We start from the raw sequence: 17,021 nt of genomic DNA, 5'->3' as shown, positions 1-17,021 counted from the left end.
CTCCCTGCTGATCGTGGTCCTGGGGTTCCCGGGGTCTCTGTCATGTGTTGTGACCCGGCCGGGTGTCCGACCCACTTTAGTGCCGCCGAACGGGTCAACGGTCGACCCCGAGGCGGCTGATTCCGGCTGTCGACTTGTCCGAAAACAAGACGCGTTTGTCCTGCCGGCGGTTGCCGGGTGGGTCGGAAGGTGGACCCAACCAGGCACTTTTAGGTCCACAGCCGACCATTCAAGATCACTTGGAGGCGACCCGCGGGCGGGTTGTCAGTGGCAGGTGCGAGGATGCACACAGCACGTCGTATCGAGGGGTCGGGAGCCCCCACGCCGTGCCGACCTGTACCGGACGACGCGTCCGTGCCGGGTGGGGGGAGAGACAGGGCGGTTCCCCTGCCGGCGCCACGCGCAGAAGGGACCGCTGACGGCGATGCAGATCCGGCTGACCGTCCTCGCGCCGCACGCCGGCCACGGCGCCGGGCGCGCCTGCGACGTGCTTGTCACCGCCCCGGCGGGGACGGCGCTGGCCGCCGTGGCCTCCGGTCTGGCCGCGGCCGTCTCCGGCCCGGACACCTCCACCTCGGGCACGACCGTGCTCTACGCGGGCCGGGAGCGGCTCGACTCCCGGCGCTGTGCGCTGGGCGAGCCCCCGCTCGTCGACGGCGCGGTCCTCACGCTCCAGGTCCCCGGCGAGGACGAGAACCTCGGCGAGGGCGCCTCGGCCACGCTCCACGTGGTCGCCGGACCGGACGCGGGAGGGGTGCATCTGCTGCACGGCGGTCCGATCAGGATCGGCCGCTCCATGGACGCGGACGTCCCGCTCGACGACCCGGACGTCTCCCGGGTGCACTGCACGGTGACGGTCGGGGCCGACGGACGCGTCACGGTCGCGGACCTCGGTTCCACGAACGGCACGACGCTGGACGGCGCGGCGGTCGGCGACCGCCCCGTCCGGCTGCTGCCCGGGGCCCTGCTGCGCCTGGGCGAGTCCGCCCTCCGGCTGGCGGGACCGGGCGACCGCGACACGGACTCCCTGCCGACCGCCCCGGACGGCGAGGGACACCTCCGGGTGGACCCGTACGGCTCGGGCCGGGCCCCCGAGGCCGGCACCGGCTCGCGCTCCTCCGGTCCGGTCTCCGGGCCGTACGGGGAGAGCAGGGGTACGGGCGCCGAAACGGGGACGGGCAGCGGCGCCGCTGCCGGGTCCGGGGCTCCCGGAGCGGGCGGGACCGGCGGCCCGTACGGGCACGGGCGGGGGCGTGACGCCCGGCCGTACGCCTCTCTGTCCCCGGACGCGACCCACGGCGGCGTCCCCTCCCCCACGCACGCGCGCGCCGCGGAGCCCCTGGACGGCGAGGGCTCCGGCGAGGCGCACAGCAGGACCCGGCAGACTTCCCGTCAGGCGCCGCCCTCACGCGCGAGACGGGGTCTCGGGGCCTGGGCCCGTCGGCTCGCCGGCCCCCGCGAGGACCTGCCGGCCCCCGGGGCCGAGGCCGGCGCGGAGCCCGGGACCGCCGCCCCGTCCGGTACGGACGTGACCGCCGGTCGCCCGCAGGCGGCCGAGACCTGGCCCGATCCGGCCGCCGTGCTGCTCACCGCCCTGGGCCCCGGCCCGCGGCTCTGGGAGCGGGGCCCGGACCATCCCGAGTCCCTCGTCGTCCGGCTCGGCACGACCGACCGGGCCGACCTGTCCGGGGTGCCCGTCACCGTCGGTCTGCGCGAGGCCGGATCGCTCGGGCTCGCGGGCCCGGGGAAGCGGCTGGCCGGGCTCGCCCGCTCGGTGGTCGCCCAGCTCGCCGTCCTGCACGCCCCCTCCGAACTGGAGATCGTGCTGATCAGCGCCGACCGGAGCCGCCCGCTGGAGGAGCGGCGCCGGGCCTGGAGCTGGCTCGGCTGGCTCCCCCATCTGCGTCCGGCGCACGGCCAGGACTGCCGGCTCCTCCTCGCGTACGACCGTGAGCAGGCCCACGCCCGTACGGCCGAGCTCACCCGCCGGCTGGACGACGGGACGCTCGGGCCCGGCTGGCCGAGCGCCGACCGCGCGGCCGTCGCCGAGGCCGCGGCGCGTCACGAGGGCCCGGCCACGGTCGTGATCGTGGACGGCGACCCCGGTTCCGCGGCGTTGCGCGAGACCACCGCGCGGCTCGCCGGGGCGGGGGCGGCCGCGGGCATCCATCTCCTGTGCCTGGCCGAGGCCCCGGCCGCCTCGCCGGTCTCCCCGGTCGCCGCGACGTACGAGAGCGCCTGCGCGGCCTCCCTCGCCTTCCGCGAGTGCGGGGCCGTGGGCTTGTTGAGCGGCGACGTGGCGACGGCGCTGCGCCTGCTGCGTACGGCGGGAGGCCGGGCCGCGGGTCACGGGACCGTCGGTGTGGTGGACGCGGTCTCCGTCGCCTGGGCCGAGCGTCTCGCGCGGGCGGTGGCTCCGCTGCGCACCGACGCCCCGGCCGTGCACGGGCGCACGGCGGCGACGGCGCTGCCCCGGTCCTCCCGGCTGCTGGACGAGCTCGGTCTCGCCCGGGCCACACCCGCTTCGCTGATGGCCCGCTGGGCCGCCGCCGCGGAGGGGACGGCCGTCCTGGGCGCCGGACCGCGCGGGCCGGTGTCGGTCGATCTGACCGCCGAGGGCCCGCACCTGCTGATCGAGGGGCCCGCGGGAAGCGGGCGCACGGAGCTGCTGCGATCGATCGCCGCGTCCCTGGCGGCCGGTGGCCGCCCCGACCGGCTGGGCCTGCTTCTGGTCGACGGCGCGGGCGGTGAGCGCGGCGAGGGCCTGGCCGCGTGTACGGAGCTGCCGCACGTCACCGAGCACCTGGTCGCCTCCGACCCGGTCCGGATGAGGGAGTTCGCCCAGGCGCTGGGCGCCGAGCTGAAGCGTCGCGCGGAGATCCTGGGCGACGGCCACTTCTCCGAGCGCCGGACCGTGGGGCGTCTGATCGGCCAGCGGCCCCCGAGCGCGGCGGAGACGGTGCAGCCCGGGCCCCGGGCGACGGCCCGCGTCCCCGACGCCCGAGCCGGGGACGGTTCCCTGCCCGAGGCGCCGAGCGGCCGGACCGCGCGGAGCGGTGACGGCGGCCTCTCCGACCGCCCGAGCGGCCGGACGCTCCGCACGGGAGACGGCGCGGTGGGCGACCGCCCCGACGCCCGCGACCCCCGGGCGGGCGCCGACGACCTCCGGGCGCGTCCGAGCTCCCGCACCCCGCACCCCGGCGCCGACGACCTCCGGGCCCGTCCGAGCTCCCGCACCCCGCACCCGGGCGCCGCACGCGACGACCGCCCCGGCACCGACGACCGCTCCAGCACCAGGACGCCCCGTACGGGCGCCGAGGACCTGACGTATCACCCCAGCGGCCGCGCGATCCGCAGCGGCGAGGGCACGACCGACGACCGGCCCAGCACCAGGACGCCCCGTACGGGCGCCGAGGACCTCACCTACCACCCCAGCGGCCGCACGACCCGCGCCGGTGACCCCGGTGGGCGCGACCCCAGGTTCGGGGGCGACGAGCTCGGGGACCGGCCGAGCGGGCGGCTGCCGCGCCGGAGCGACGGCGAGCTCACCGACCGTCCGAGCGGGCGGGTTCAGCGGGCCGGGGCAGGTGCCGCCGATCCCGGGGACCGGCCGTCCGGCCGCGTGCCCCGGCCCGGCGGGGAGCCGGACGCGTACGCCGCCCCGGTTCCGCCCCTGCGGACCGAGGCGGCCGGCACGGTCGTCCTCCCCCGGCTCGTCGTGCTCGTCGACGACTTCGACGCGCTCGTGGCCCCCGCGCTCGGATCACCCGGACGGCCCGCCGCCGGGTCGGTCGTACGGGCGCTCGAAGCCGTGGCCCGTTCGGGCGAGCGGCTCGGGGTGCACCTGGTCGCGACCTCCTCGCGCCCGGACCGTACGGCGGACACGGAGCTGGCCCACGGCGCCCGGCTGCGGGTCGTGCTCGACCCGGCCCCCGTGGCCGCCGGCCCCGACGAGCCCGCGCCCGGCCGGGGGCGGCTCGGGCATCCCGACGGCCGGGTGACACCGTTCCAGTCCGGCCGGGTCACCGGCCGGATCCCGCGCACGGCGACGCTGCGGCCGACCGTCGTCCCGCTGGAGTGGGAGCGGATGGGCGACCCGCCCACCCGCCGGCCCGTCCGCGAGCTGGGCAACGGCCCGACCGATCTGGCGCTCCTGGCGAGCGCTCTCGACCGCGCGGCCCGCTCGGTCGACGCCGCACCCGTGCCACCGCTCACCCCCGCGACCCGCGCCTGACGGGACGTCACGAGCCGATCACGATCGCCCGTTCGACACGGAAGGCGGTATTGCGGGGCCCGATTCCCCGGCGTAGACCTGTCGTCACTGGCACGAGCACGGGACGAACACCCACGCAGGGACGAGCACGCGCACAGGAGAGACGGGGCAGTAATGCGTACAACTCTTCGTACGGGCAGGGCCGCAACGGCGATCACCGCCCTCACCACAGTCACCGCACTCGCCCTCGCCGGCTGCGGCGGCGAGAGCAAGAAGGACCCGGGCGCGCTGGCCGCGACCGGCAGTTCCTCCGGGCTCACCCTTCCCTCCCTCAAGGGCGAGAAGATCCAGGTCGCGGCTGTCTGGACGGGCCCGGAGCAGGAGAACTTCACCAAGGTCCTGAAGGAGTTCGAGAAGCGCACCGGCGCCACCGTCACCTTCGTGCCCGCGCAGGACCCGATCGTGAACTTCCTCGGTACGAAGATCGCCGGTGGCGCCCCGCCGGACGTGGCGATGCTTCCGCAGGTCGGCGCGATCCAGCAGGCAGCCGCCCAGAAGTGGCTCAAGCCGGTCGGCCCCGAGGCCGAGGCGCAGCTCGCCAAGAACTACTCCAAGGGCTGGCGGGACCTCGGCGCCGTCGACGGCAAGCAGTACGGCGTGTACTTCAAGGCCGCCAACAAGTCCCTGATCTGGTACAACAACGCCGCCTTCGAGAACGCGGGGGCCACCGAGCCGAAGACGTGGAAGGAGTTCCTCTCGACCGCCGAGACGATCTCCGCCTCCGGCGTCACCCCCGTCTCCGTCGGCGGTGCGGACGGCTGGACCCTGACCGACTGGTTCGAGAACATCTACCTCTCCCAGGCCGGCCCGGTGAAGTACGACCAGCTGGCCAAGCACGAGATCAAGTGGACGGACCCGTCCGTCACCCAGGCGCTCACCACGCTCGCCGAGCTGTTCGGCAAGCCGAACCTGATCGCGGGCGGCGCGGACGGGGCGCTGCAGACGGAGTTCCCCGCGTCGGTCACCCAGACCTTCACGGGCGGCGACCAGCCCAAGGGGGCGATGGTCTTCGAGGGCGACTTCGTCGCCGTCAACATCGGGCAGACCGACGCGAAGATCGGTACGGACGCGAAGGTCTTCCCGTTCCCCGCGGTGGGCGCGGAGTCCCCGGTCGTCACCGCCGGAGACGCGGCGGTGGCCCTGAAGGACACGAAGGGCGCCCAGGCGCTGCTGACCTTCCTCGCCTCCCCGGACGCGGCCGCCATCTGGGCCGGCGCCGGCGGCTTCCTCTCCCCCAACAAGAACCTGGACCTGGCCGCGTACCCGAACGACGTCCAGTGCGAGATCGCCAAGGCGCTGATGGAGTCCGGGGACGACTTCCGCTTCGACATGTCGGACCAGATGCCGCAGTCCTTCGGCGGCACGCCCGGCAAGGGCGAGTGGAAGGCGCTCCAGGACTTCCTGAAGAACCCCAAGGACATCGCGGGCACCCAGGCGAGGCTGGAGGCCGACGCGGCCAAGGCGTACAAGAGCTGACGCCGTGTCGACCACGCCCAGGGTCACCGGCACGCGCAGGACCGTCGCGGTGGGGTTCCTCCTGCCCGCGCTGGTCCTGCTCGGCGCGCTCGTCGTCTACCCGATCGGGTACTCCGTCCACCGCTCGTTCTTCGACAAGTCCGGTGACTCCTTCGCCGGACTGGCGAACTACATCGAGCTCTTCACGGACGACACCATCCTCACCGCCGTCAAGAACAACGCGATATGGGTGGTCCTCGCCCCGACCGTCGCCACCGCGCTCGGCCTGATATTCGCCGTGCTCACCGAACGGGTGCGCTGGGGCACGGCGTTCAAGCTGGTCGTCTTCATGCCGATGGCGATCTCGATGCTGGCCGCCGGGATCATCTTCCGGCTCGTCTACGAGCAGGATCCGGACCGGGGGGTCGCGAACGCCGTCTGGGTCGGTGTGCACGACACGTTCGCCGAGTCGTCCGTCTTCCCACGGGCGCGTCCGCTGCCCGTCCACCCGCTCACGGCGGCGGGCGGCGGCGCGTACGTCACCGAGAGCCCGGTCCGCGCGGGAGAGACCGCTCGGCTTCCGCTGATCGGTGTCGCTCCGGCGCAGATGCCGGAGGGCGCCCGGCCGGCGGTCGAACCGCCCCGCCAGGAAGGCCGGATCACCGGAACCGCCTGGCTGGACTTCACCCGGGGCGGCGGCGGGAAACCGAACGCCGTCGACCCGAAGGAGCTCGGCCTGAAGGGGCTGCGGGTGGAAGCGGTGAAGGACGGGAAGGTGGTGGCGGCCACGACGGTGGCCGCGGACGGCACGTTCAGCCTTCCGGCCGCCGCCGACGGCTCCCTGCTGCGGCTGCCCGCGAGCAACTTCCGCGAGCAGTACAGCGGGGTGGAGTGGCTGGGCCCCTCGCTCGTCACCCCGGCGGTCATCGGCAGTTACGTGTGGATGTGGGCCGGGTTCGCGATGGTCCTGATCGCGGCCGGACTGGCGGGGATGCCCCGCGAACTCCTCGAGGCGGCCCGGGTCGACGGGGCGAACGAGTGGCAGGTGTTCCGCCGCATCACGGTCCCCCTCCTCGCGCCGGTCCTCGCCGTCGTCCTGGTCACCTTGATGATCAACGTCCTGAAGGTCTTCGACCTGGTCTTCATCATCGCCCCCGGCTCGGCCCAGGACGACGCGAACGTGCTGGCGCTCCAGCTGTACCGCTCGTCCTTCGGCACGGACGCGGACCTCGGGATCGGCTCCGCGATCGCCGTGCTGCTGCTGCTCCTGGTGATTCCGGTGATGGCGTTCAACATCCGGCGGATGCGAAGGGAGGCTCGTCGATGAGCAGTCCGGCCTCACGGATCGCCGCCCGTGCCGCGGGTGGCGCGATGCGGGTCTTCCTCATCCTCGTCGGTCTGTTCTGGCTGATGCCGGCGGTCGGCCTGCTGCTGTCCTCGCTCCGCTCGCCGTCCGACATCAGTGAGAGCGGCTGGTGGCAGGTCTTCACGTCACCCGCGCAGCTGACGGTGGAGAACTACTCCGCGATCCTCGCCAACGACACGATCACCGGCTCGCTGGTGTCCACCGTCCTGATCACCGTGCCGGCCACCGTCCTGGTCGTCGTGATCGGCTCGCTCGCCGGGTACGCCTTCGCGTGGCTGGACTTCCCCGGCCGTGACTGGTGGTTCCTGGTGATCGTCGGGCTCCTGGTGGTTCCGGTGCAGGTGGCGCTCGTACCCGTCTCGAAGCTCTTCGGCACGATCGGCATCTTCGAGACCACCCTCGGGGTCGTCCTCTTCCACACCGCGTTCGGGCTGCCCTTCGCGATCTTCCTGTTGCGGAACTTCTTCGCGGAGATCCCCAAGGAGCTGCTGGAGGCGGCACGCCTGGACGGGGCGGGCGAGATCCGGCTCTTCACCCGGGTCGTCCTGCCGCTGGGCGGGCCGGCGATCGCCTCGCTCGGCATCTTCCAGTTCCTGTGGGTGTGGAACGACATGCTGGTCGCGCTGATCTTCGCGGACTCGGAGTCCCCGCCGATCACGGTGGCGCTGCAGCAGCAGGTCCGGCAGTTCGGGAACAACATCGACGTGCTGGCGCCGGGCGCGTTCGTGTCCATGGTGATTCCGCTGGCGGTCTTCTTCGCCTTCCAGCGCCAGTTCGTCTCGGGGGTGATGGCGGGCGCGGTGAAGTAGCGGCCCCGCACAGGGTTACGGCAGCGGGTGCGGGTACACGCGCGTACGGGTACGGAGGCGGTGGCGCCTCCGTACCCGTACCGCTTTCCCGGCTCAGGCGCGCAGCGCCGCGACCGCCGAGCGCGCGAGGTCGTCCAGGTACCCCGTCGGCAGGTCGCCGCGCACGACCACGAGCCGCCAGTAGAGCGGCCCGACGACCACGTCGAGGGCCCGGTCGGGGTCCGCGTCCTCGGTCAGTTCGCCGCGCCCCACGGCCTCGCGCACGATCCGGGCGACGACCCCCTGCTGGCCGTCGAGCAGGGCCGCCTTGATCGCCTGGGCGATCTCCGGCTGCCTGGCGGCCTCCACCAGCAGGTCCGGGATGACCCGGGAGGCCACGGGGTGGCGCAGGGCGTGCGAGGCGACCTCCAGGAGCGCGCGGACGTCGCCGTGGAGCGAACCGGTCGACGGCGCCGGCAGGCCCTGAGCGGCGAAGGCGCCGACGAGGTCGAGGACGAGGGAGAGCTTGGACTTCCAGCGGCGGTAGACGGCTGTCTTGCCGACGCCCGCGCGGCGCGCGATGCCCTCGATGGACATGCGGGCGAATCCGACGGCGGCCAGCTCCTCGAAGACGGCCGTGCGAATGGCCTCCGTGACGTCCTCGCGGAGCACGGCGGCTCCCGCGGGGGCGCGGCGGGGGGATCCGGAGGGTGTCGTCATGGGCGCGATCCTAGCCAACGCCGCACGAGGACGTCACGACGATACGGTTGCGTTGCGACGCTCATCCCCCCTACCCTCCCCGTAGCGACGATACGGACCCGTTCCATCGCCAGCGCTGCCCTGCACCCTCGTCGAAAGCGACCTCGTGACCCCCGAGACGCTCACGAAACCCGCCCCGCCCGCCACGGACTCGCCGGGCACCGCCCCCGGCGCCCCGGATTCTCCGGGCGCCCCGCACGCGCCCGCCGCCGCACAGGACCTGCGGGCCCTCGCCCTGCGCCACGGCCTGTCCGTCAGCGGCGCCCGCCCCGGCCTTCCCGCGTACGTCCGGCAGCTCTGGTCCCGGCGCGACTTCATCGCGGCGTTCGCGACCGCCCGGCTCACCGCCCAGTACAGCCAGGCGAAGCTCGGCCAGGTCTGGCAGGTGATGACCCCGCTGCTGAACGCGGCGGTCTACTACCTGATCTTCGGCGTCCTGATGAACGTCCAGCAGGGCGTTCCGGACTACGTCCCGTTCCTGATCACGGGCGTCTTCGTCTGGACCTTCACCTCCCAGTCGATCGCGACCGGCACCCGGGCGATCAGCGGGAACCTCGGCCTCGTCCGCGCCTTGCACTTCCCCCGCGCGAGCCTCCCCCTCGCCCTGGCTCTCCAGCAGCTCCAGCAGCTGGCCCTGTCGCTCTGCGCCCTGGTCGCGATCCTCTTCTGCTTCGGCGAGTTCCCCCGCTGGAGCTGGCTCCTGGCCGTCCCGGCGCTGCTCCTCCAGCTGCTCTTCAACTCCGGCGTCGCGCTGGTCATGGCGCGCCTGGCCGCCCGCACCCCGGACATCGCCCAGCTGATGCCCTTTCTGTTGCGTACCTGGATGTACGTCTCCGGCGCCATGTGGTCCATCCAGCACCTGGCGGCGAGCGGCCGGCTCCCCGACGCGGTGATCACGGCCCTGCAGAGCAACCCGGCGGCCGTGTACATCGACCTGATGCGCTTCGCGCTCATCGAGAGCTTCACAGCCGAGCAGCTGCCCCCGCACGTCTGGGCGCTGGCCGCCGGCTGGGCGCTCGCGGCCTTCGCGGGCGGATTCATCTACTTCTGGAAGGCAGAGGAGACCTACGGCCGTGGCTGAACAGACCCTGACACCCGCTCCACCGGACCCCGCCCGGGCAGCCGCTCCACAGACCCCCGCCCCGGCGCCGGCCCCCGAGCGCACCCCGACCGTCGTCGCCGACGGCGTCCACATCACGTACACCGTCAACGGCGCCCGCACCGGCAAGGGAAGCGCGACCGCCGCGCTCAACCGGATCGTCTCCCGGCGCGCCACCCCCGGCGCCCGCAGGGTCCACGCGGTCAAGGGCGTCAGCTTCGTGGCGTACCGAGGCGAGGCAATTGGCCTGATCGGTTCGAACGGATCGGGGAAATCCACCCTCCTCAAGGCCGTGGCGGGCCTCCTGCCGGTGAACGAGGGCGGGATCTACACCAGCGGCGCGCCCTCCCTCCTGGGGGTCCACGCGGCCTTGATGAACGACCTCACCGGGGAGCGCAACGTGATCCTCGGCGGGCTCGCGATGGGCATGTCCCGCGCGGACGTCACCGACCGCTACGACGACATCGTCGACTTCTCCGGAATCAACGAGAAGGGCGACTTCATCTCGCTGCCCATGCGGACGTACTCCTCCGGCATGGCCGCCCGCCTCCGCTTCTCCATCGCGGCGGCGAAGAGCCATGACGTCCTGCTCATCGACGAGGCGCTCTCCACCGGCGACGCGTCGTTCCGCCGCCGCAGCGCACGGCGGATCGAGGAGCTGCGCGCCGAGGCGGGCACCGTCTTCCTCGTCTCCCACTCCAACGCCACGATCACCGAGACCTGTGACCGCGCGCTGTGGCTGGAGGCGGGCACCCTGCGGATGGACGGACCGGCCCGGGAGGTCGTGGCGGCGTACGAGGCGTTCACCAAGACGGGCTGACAAAACACCCGTAAAGCACCCAAACCGCAATAGAGTGCGGTTTCGATGACGACGCCTCGTGACCACACCACCCAGCCGCAGCCCGAGCCCGGCGACAAGCGGACGTGCGCCCCCGCGCCGCCCGCCCTCACCGGCTCACCCTTCGACTCGGACACCTTCACCTCGGCCACCTTCGTCTGGGTCGGCCGGGGCCCCGCCCTCGCCCTCGCCGTCGTCTGGACCCTCACGCGCGCCGGCATGCTGCTGCTCCTGCTGCGCGACAGCCTGGGCGTGGGCGGTGTCGGCCGTGAGGTGTACGTCCTCTACCAGCACTGGTACGGCCAGTTCGCCCAGGGCACGTTCCCGGTGGACGACGTCACCTGGCAGTACCCGCCCGGCGCGGGCCTGGTGATCATGTCCCCCGGGGTGCTGCCCTGGCTCACGTACTTCCAGGGCTTCGTCGCCCTCGCCCTCCTCGCCGACGCCGCCGTCGCCCTCGCCCTCGCCCGGGCCGACAGCGACCGGGTCACGCACGGCGCGTGGATCTGGGTCGGCGGGCTCCCCCTGCTCCTTCACCTCCCGCTGGCCCGGTACGACGTCCAGGTCACCGCCCTCGCCGTACTCGCCCTGCTCGCGCTGAAGGCCCGCCCGACCGCCGCTCACCGGCTCGGCGGGGCGCTCGCCGCTCTGGGCGCGCTGGTGAAGGTGTGGCCCGTACTGACCTTGATCGGCACTCCCCGGGGCCGTACCACCCGCGACGCCTGGATCTCCGCCGCCGTGACCGCCGCGGCACTCCTCGCCACCCTCGGTCTCCTCTTCTCGCACTCGCTCGGCTTCCTGCGCCAGCAGGGCAGTCGCGGGATCCAGATCGAGTCGCTGGGCGGCACCGTGCTCGCGCTGGGCCGGGCGACGGGTGTCTGGCCGGGCACCGTCCAGTACCGCTACGGCGCCTTCGAGTACATCGGCCCGTACGTCTCCAGCGTGGGCCGCCTCGCGCTGCTGCTGACGGTTCTCGCCTTCGTCTGGCTGGTGCTGTGGCGGCTGCGCGCCCGCGGCTGGAACGAGGCGACGCCGCTGGACGCGGCGCTGGCCGCCGTGCTGCTCTTCACCGTGACCAGCCGGGTGATCAGTCCCCAGTACATGATCTGGCTGCTCGGTCTCACCGCCGTCTGTCTGACCTCGCGGCGGACCGTGATGCGCCCGGTGGCGCTGCTGCTCCTGCCGGCGGCGGCGCTGAGCTCCCTCGCGTACCCGGTCCTGTACGACGAGGTGGTGGCCGCCACCTGGCCCGGCGTGGCCGTCATGGTGGCCCGCAACGGGCTGTTGCTGGCGGCGGCGCTGCTGGCCGCCCGGCGCCTGTGGACCTCGACCGTCCCCGTCCCCACCCCCGCACCCGCCGCCCCGCCCGCTCCCCCGGCATGACGAAGGGCCCCGCCGGTACGGAACCGGCGGGGCCCTTCGCACGGTGGCGGCCGGCCGGGGCGAACTGCCCGGCGGGCCGGGCCGACCGTGCCTAGCTGTGCGCGCGCAGCAGCTGGCGCATCGTCCTCATCGCCACCGACAGGTTCGCCAGGTCGAAGGTCTCCGAGCCCTGGATCTCCTCCAGCGTGGTGCGCGCCCGGCCGAGGATCGCCGCGTTCTTCTGCTCCCAGGCCTTGAACCGCTCCTCCGGCGTCGAGGTCCCGTTCCCAGCCGACAGCACGTCCGCGGTGAGGGCGGCGTGCGCGGCGAACAGGTCCTCGCGGATGGAGGCGCGGGCCATCGACTGCCACCGGTCCTCACGCGGAAGCTCGATGATCCGGTCCATGAGCTGGGTGATCCGCAGCCGGTCGGCCAGGTCGTAGTAGACCTCCGCGACCGCCATGGGGTCCTTGGCGGTGCGGTCCGCGATCGCGACGATGTCGAGCGTCGGGAAGGCGGAGGAGAAGCCGGCGACCCGCAGCGCGAGCTCCTCCGGCACGCCGACCGAGGTCAGCTCCTCCAGGATCTGCTGGTACCACTCCAGGTCCGCACCGCGCAGCAGCTGCGGCAGTTCGGCCCAGACCTGCTCCACACGGTCGCCGAAGAAGTCGACGGTCTCGGCCAGCTCGAGCGGCTGCGGGCGGTTGCCGAGCAGCCAGCGCGTGCCGCGCTCGACCAGGCGCCGCGAGTGCAGCCGCATCCGGGTCTGGAACTCGGCCGGAACCTGGTTGTCCAGCGCCTCGACGGCGTCCCAGACCTCGCTCAGCCGGAAGATGGCGCGGGCGGCGGTCTGCGCGCGGACGATCTCCTCGATCGACGCGCCGGTCTCCTCGCGGAGGCGGTGCAGGAAGGTCGAGCCACCGCTGTTGACGGTGTCGTTGACCAGGATCGTGGTGATGATCTCCCGGCGCAGCGGGTGGCCGTCGATCGCGTCGGCGAACGTCTCGCGCAGCTGCGTCGGGAAGTAGGCGTGCAGCAGACGGCGCAGGTAGGGGTCGTCCGGCAGACCGGTGCCGATCAGCTCGTCGGCCACCGTGATCTTGGTGTACGCGAGCAGGACGGCGAGCTCCGGCTGGCTCAGGCCCTTGTCGTTGTTGAGCAGCTCGCGGATCTGCCGGTCGTTGGGCAGGAACTCCAGCGAGCGGTCGAGCGCGCCGTCCCGGCCCAGGCGGCGCATGAACCGCTGGTGGGCGTGGAGGAGGGAGGGCGACTGCGCGACCGCGTTGGCCAGGGCCACGTTCTGCGCGTAGTTGTTGCGCAGGACCAGCGCGCCGACCTCGTCGGTCATCTCGGCGAGGATCTTGTTGCGCTGCTTGACGGTCATGTCGCCTTCGGTGACGAGCCCGTTGAGCAGGATCTTGATGTTGACCTCGTGGTCCGAGGTGTCCACGCCGGCGCTGTTGTCGATGGCGTCGGTGTTGACCTTGCCGCCCTCGCCGTCGGGGCCGCCCTTGCGGGCGAACTCGATGCGGCCGAGCTGAGTCAGACCCAGGTTGCCGCCCTCGCCGACGACCTTGACCCGCAGGTCCTCGCCGTTGACGCGGATGGCGTCGTTCGCCTTGTCGCCGACGTCCGCGTTCGACTCGGCGGAGGACTTGACGTACGTACCGATGCCGCCGTTCCACAGCAGGTCGACGGGCGAGTGGAGGATCGCCTGCATCAGCTCGGCCGGGGTCATCTTGGTGACGCCATCCTCGATGCCGAGGGCCGCGCGCATCTGCGCGTTGACCGGGATCGACTTGGCGGTACGGGGGTGGATGCCGCCGCCCGCGGAGAGCAGCTCCACCTTGTAGTCGGCCCAGGAGCTGCGGGGCAGCTCGAAGAGACGGCGCCGCTCGGCGTACGAGACGGCCGCGTCCGGGGTCGGGTCGATGAAGATGTGGCGGTGGTCGAACGCGGCCACCAGGCGAATGTGCTCGGAGAGCAGCATGCCGTTGCCGAAGACGTCGCCGGACATGTCGCCGACGCCGACGACGGTGAAGTCCTCGGTCTGGGTGTCGTGGCCCAGCTCGCGGAAGTGCCGCTTCACGGACTCCCAGGCGCCGCGGGCGGTGATGCCCATGCCCTTGTGGTCGTAGCCGGCCGAGCCGCCCGAGGCGAAGGCGTCGCCGAGCCAGAAGCCGTAGTCGACGGCGACCTCGTTGGCGATGTCGGAGAAGGTGGCGGTGCCCTTGTCCGCGGCGACGACGAGGTAGGTGTCGTCCTCGTCGTGGCGGACCACGTCGACCGGGGGCACGACCTCGCCGGCGACCAGGTTGTCGGTGATGTCGAGCAGCGCCGAGATGAAGGTCTTGTAGCTCGCGATGCCCTCGGCCAGCCAGGCGTCGCGGTCCACGGACGGGTCCGGGAGCTGCTTGGCGACGAAGCCGCCCTTGGCGCCGACGGGGACGATGACGGTGTTCTTCACCATCTGCGCCTTGACCAGGCCGAGGATCTCGGTGCGGAAGTCCTCACGGCGGTCGGACCAGCGCAGGCCGCCTCGGGCGACCTTGCCGAAGCGCAGGTGCACGCCCTCGACGCGCGGCGAGTACACCCAGATCTCGTACGCCGGACGGGGCGCGGGGAGGTCGGGCATGGCCTGCGGGTCGAACTTCATCGAGACGTACGCGTGCGGCCGCTCGCCGCCGTCCGCCATCTGGAAGAAGTTGGTCCGCAGCGTGGCCTTGATGACGGTGAGGAAGGAGCGCAGGATGCGGTCCTCGTCCAGGCTCGCGACCTGGTCGAGGGCGCCGTCCAGCTCCTCCAGGAGCCCGTCGATGAGCTCGGTGCCGGCGCGCTGGCGCTCCGGGGACATCCGGGCCTCGAAGAGCGAGACGAGCAGCCGGGTGGTGTGGACGTTGTTGCGGAGGGTGTCCTCCATGTAGTCCTGGCTGAACGTCGAACCGGCCTGGCGCAGGTACTTCGCGTAGGCGCGCAGCACCATCGCCTGACGCCAGTTCAGCCCCGCGCTGAGCACCAGCGAGTTGAAGCCGTCGTTCTCGGCCTCGCCGGTCCAGGTGGCGGCGAACGCCTCCTGGAACCGCTCACGGGCGTCGTCGCTGAAGGACGCGCCGTTGGCGGTCGGGGTGGGCATCCGCAGACCGAAGTCGTAGATCCACGCGTGCGCGCGGTCGGCGCAGCGCAGCTCGTACGGACGCTCGTCGATGACCTCGACGCCGAGCCGGTTGAGCACCGGGAGCACGGCCGAGAGGGAGATCTGGGCGCCGGATTTGTAGATCTTGAAGCGGCGCTCGCCGGGCCCGGTGCCGACCGGCTCGTACAGCGAGAGCGCGAACTCCTGGCCGGAGCGGTTCAGCTGCTCCAGGTGGACCAGGTCGGCCACGGCCGCGCGCGGGCTGTGGTCGGCCTTGTAGCCCTCGGGGAAGGCGTTGCCGTAACGGCGCAGCAGCTCGGCGGCGCGCTCCTCGCCGCACTCGGCGTTGAGCGCCTCGGCGAAGCCGTCGGCCCAGGAGCGGGCGGCCTCGACGAGCCGGGCCTCGATGCGGTCCTTGTCGGCGTCGGAGAGCTGCGGCAGTTCGGTGCCGGGCTCGACGCGGACGACGAAGTGGAGCCGGGAGAGGATCGACTCGGTGTTCCACGCGGTGAAGTCGACGCTCGTGCCGTTGAGCTCCTCCTTGAGGATGTCGATGATCCTCAGCCGGACGCCGGTGGTGTACCGGTCGCGCGGCAGGTAGACGAGCGCGGAGTAGTAGCGCCCGTACTCGTCCTGACGCAGGTAGAGCCGCAGCCGGCGGCGTTCCTGCAGGTAGAGCACAGAGGTGACGATGGAGCGCAGCTCGTCGACCGGGGTCTGGAAGAGCTCGTCGCGCGGGTACGTCTCCAGGATCTGGAGCAGGTCACGGCCGTCGTGGCTGTTGGGCGAGAAGCCGGCGCCGTCCAGGACCTCCTGGACCTTGCGCTTGATGACGGGCACGCGGCGGACGGACTCGGTGTACGCCGCGGAGGAGAACAGGCCGAGGAAGCGGCGCTCGCCGACGACGTTGCCCTCGGCGTCGAACTTCTTGACGCCCACGTAGTCGAGGTACGAGGGGCGGTGCACGGTGGCGCGGCTGTTGGCCTTGGTGAGGATGAGCAGCTTGTGCTCGCGCGCCTTGGCGCGGGCGTCGTCCGGCAGCCGGCTGAACGACGGCGACACGGGGTGCGCGTGGTGGTCGTCCTCGCCGCTGTGGCGCGGGTCGGAGCGCAGGATGCCGAGACCGGTGCCCGGGACGGCGGCCAGCGCGTCCCCGTCGACCAGCTCGTACTCGCGGTAGCCCAGGAAGGTGAAGTGGTCGTCCGCGAGCCAGCGCAGCAGCTCGCGTGCCTCCTCCACCTCGGTGGGACGCAGGTCGTCGGCGGTGGGCTCGGCGGGCAGGTTCTCGGCGATGCGCAGCGCGGCGTCGCGCATCTTCTCCCAGTCCTCGACCGTCTCGCGGACGTCGGACAGGACGCGCAGCAGGTCCGTGGTGATCTGCTTGAGGTCGGCGCGGTCGGTCTCGCGGTCGATCTCGACGTGGATCCAGGACTCGGTGAGCACGTCGTGGGCCTGCTCGGCCGTCGGCCCGTTCGTCAGGACCTCGATGAGCTTGCCGGTCACGTCGCGGCGGACGCGGACGAGCGGGTGGATCACGACGTGGATGCCGCGGCCCTGGCGGGAAAGCTCGTTGGTGACCGAGTCGACCAGGAAGGGCATGTCGTCGGTGACGACCTCGACGACGGAGTGGCTGCAGGTCCAGCCGTTCTCCTCGACCGTCGGGGTGTGGACGCGGACGTTCGCGGTGCCCTGGGGGCGGTTCTCCGCGAGCCGATAGTGCGAGAGAGCGGCGCCGAAGACGTCCACCGGATCGCGATCGGTGAGGTCCTCGGGCGCGGTGTGCAGGTAGTAGCGCTGGAGGTAGTCGAGCAGGGTGTCCCCGTCCGGACGCTTCCCCGTCTCGGGCCCTGTCGGAAGTTGCCCCCCGACCGGGCCGGTCTCAGCTACCCGGGCGGCCCGTGCGAGCAGCTCGGCCTTGGCTTCGTCCAGCTTGGTCTGCATGTCCTCT

At 72.7% G+C, this 17,021-nt stretch carries 9 protein-coding genes; 7 read left to right on the top strand and 2 right to left on the bottom strand.

Features of this window, described 5'->3' with window-relative positions; genetic code table 11:
• Positions 1-424: 424 nt before the first annotated feature.
• The 4 genes from ACZ4VW_RS30050 (at position 425) to ACZ4VW_RS30035 (ending at position 7,903) form a co-directional block, all read left to right on the top strand.
• Complete coding sequence (locus ACZ4VW_RS30050; protein ID WP_467967858.1) at positions 425-4,234, top strand: FHA domain-containing protein; 3,810 nt, start codon at positions 425-427, stop codon at positions 4,232-4,234.
• 153 nt (positions 4,235-4,387) lie between these two features.
• Positions 4,388-5,749 (top strand): ABC transporter substrate-binding protein, encoded by a 1,362-nt coding sequence (locus tag ACZ4VW_RS30045; protein ID WP_467967856.1) that lies wholly within the window; start codon positions 4,388-4,390, stop codon positions 5,747-5,749.
• A gap of 4 nt (positions 5,750-5,753) precedes the next feature.
• Complete coding sequence (locus tag ACZ4VW_RS30040) at positions 5,754-7,055, top strand: carbohydrate ABC transporter permease (protein WP_467967854.1); 1,302 nt, start codon at positions 5,754-5,756, stop codon at positions 7,053-7,055.
• Entirely contained in the window at positions 7,052-7,903 is an 852-nt protein-coding gene (locus ACZ4VW_RS30035; RefSeq protein ID WP_467967852.1) for a carbohydrate ABC transporter permease, read from the top strand. Before ACZ4VW_RS30040 ends, ACZ4VW_RS30035 begins: the two co-directional genes overlap by 4 nt.
• A gap of 93 nt (positions 7,904-7,996) precedes the next feature.
• On the opposite strand, the gene ACZ4VW_RS30030 is transcribed toward ACZ4VW_RS30035, so the two are convergent.
• Positions 7,997-8,602: a TetR/AcrR family transcriptional regulator gene (locus ACZ4VW_RS30030; protein WP_467967850.1), complete on the bottom strand. Its 606-nt coding sequence runs from the start codon at positions 8,600-8,602 to the stop codon at positions 7,997-7,999.
• A gap of 145 nt (positions 8,603-8,747) precedes the next feature.
• On the opposite strand from ACZ4VW_RS30030, the gene ACZ4VW_RS30025 reads away from it, so the two are divergent.
• From ACZ4VW_RS30025 to ACZ4VW_RS30015, 3 genes are all read left to right on the top strand, one after another.
• On the top strand, positions 8,748-9,722 hold the full coding sequence (locus ACZ4VW_RS30025; RefSeq protein WP_467967848.1) for an ABC transporter permease: 975 nt from the start codon (positions 8,748-8,750) through the stop codon (positions 9,720-9,722).
• Positions 9,723-9,834: 112 nt separating this feature from the next.
• On the top strand, positions 9,835-10,560 hold the full coding sequence (locus ACZ4VW_RS30020; RefSeq protein WP_467967943.1) for an ABC transporter ATP-binding protein: 726 nt from the start codon (positions 9,835-9,837) through the stop codon (positions 10,558-10,560).
• A gap of 45 nt (positions 10,561-10,605) precedes the next feature.
• Positions 10,606-11,961, top strand: a complete 1,356-nt coding sequence (locus tag ACZ4VW_RS30015; RefSeq protein WP_467967846.1) for a glycosyltransferase 87 family protein — start codon at positions 10,606-10,608, stop codon at positions 11,959-11,961.
• Positions 11,962-12,052: 91 nt separating this feature from the next.
• Here the strand turns inward: ACZ4VW_RS30015 and ACZ4VW_RS30010 are convergent, their stop codons facing one another.
• Positions 12,053-17,014, bottom strand: a complete 4,962-nt coding sequence (locus ACZ4VW_RS30010; protein ID WP_467967844.1) for an NAD-glutamate dehydrogenase — start codon at positions 17,012-17,014, stop codon at positions 12,053-12,055.
• Positions 17,015-17,021: the final 7 nt, after the last annotated feature.

This window comes from Streptomyces sp. NPDC029139 (assembly GCF_055564335.1).
The sequence above is the reverse complement of the archived record's forward strand: the minus strand, read 5'-3'. Positions and strand labels throughout refer to the sequence as shown.

Coding starts and splice junctions, on each gene's coding strand:
- ACZ4VW_RS30050 (WP_467967858.1), top strand. CDS start 425: ATGCAGATCCGGCTGACCGTCCTCGCGCCGCACGCCGGCCACGGCGCC.
- ACZ4VW_RS30045 (WP_467967856.1), top strand. CDS start 4,388: ATGCGTACAACTCTTCGTACGGGCAGGGCCGCAACGGCGATCACCGCC.
- ACZ4VW_RS30035 (WP_467967852.1), top strand. CDS start 7,052: ATGAGCAGTCCGGCCTCACGGATCGCCGCCCGTGCCGCGGGTGGCGCG.
- ACZ4VW_RS30030 (WP_467967850.1), bottom strand. CDS start 8,602: ATGACGACACCCTCCGGATCCCCCCGCCGCGCCCCCGCGGGAGCCGCC.
- ACZ4VW_RS30015 (WP_467967846.1), top strand. CDS start 10,606: ATGACGACGCCTCGTGACCACACCACCCAGCCGCAGCCCGAGCCCGGC.
- ACZ4VW_RS30010 (WP_467967844.1), bottom strand. CDS start 17,014: ATGCAGACCAAGCTGGACGAAGCCAAGGCCGAGCTGCTCGCACGGGCC.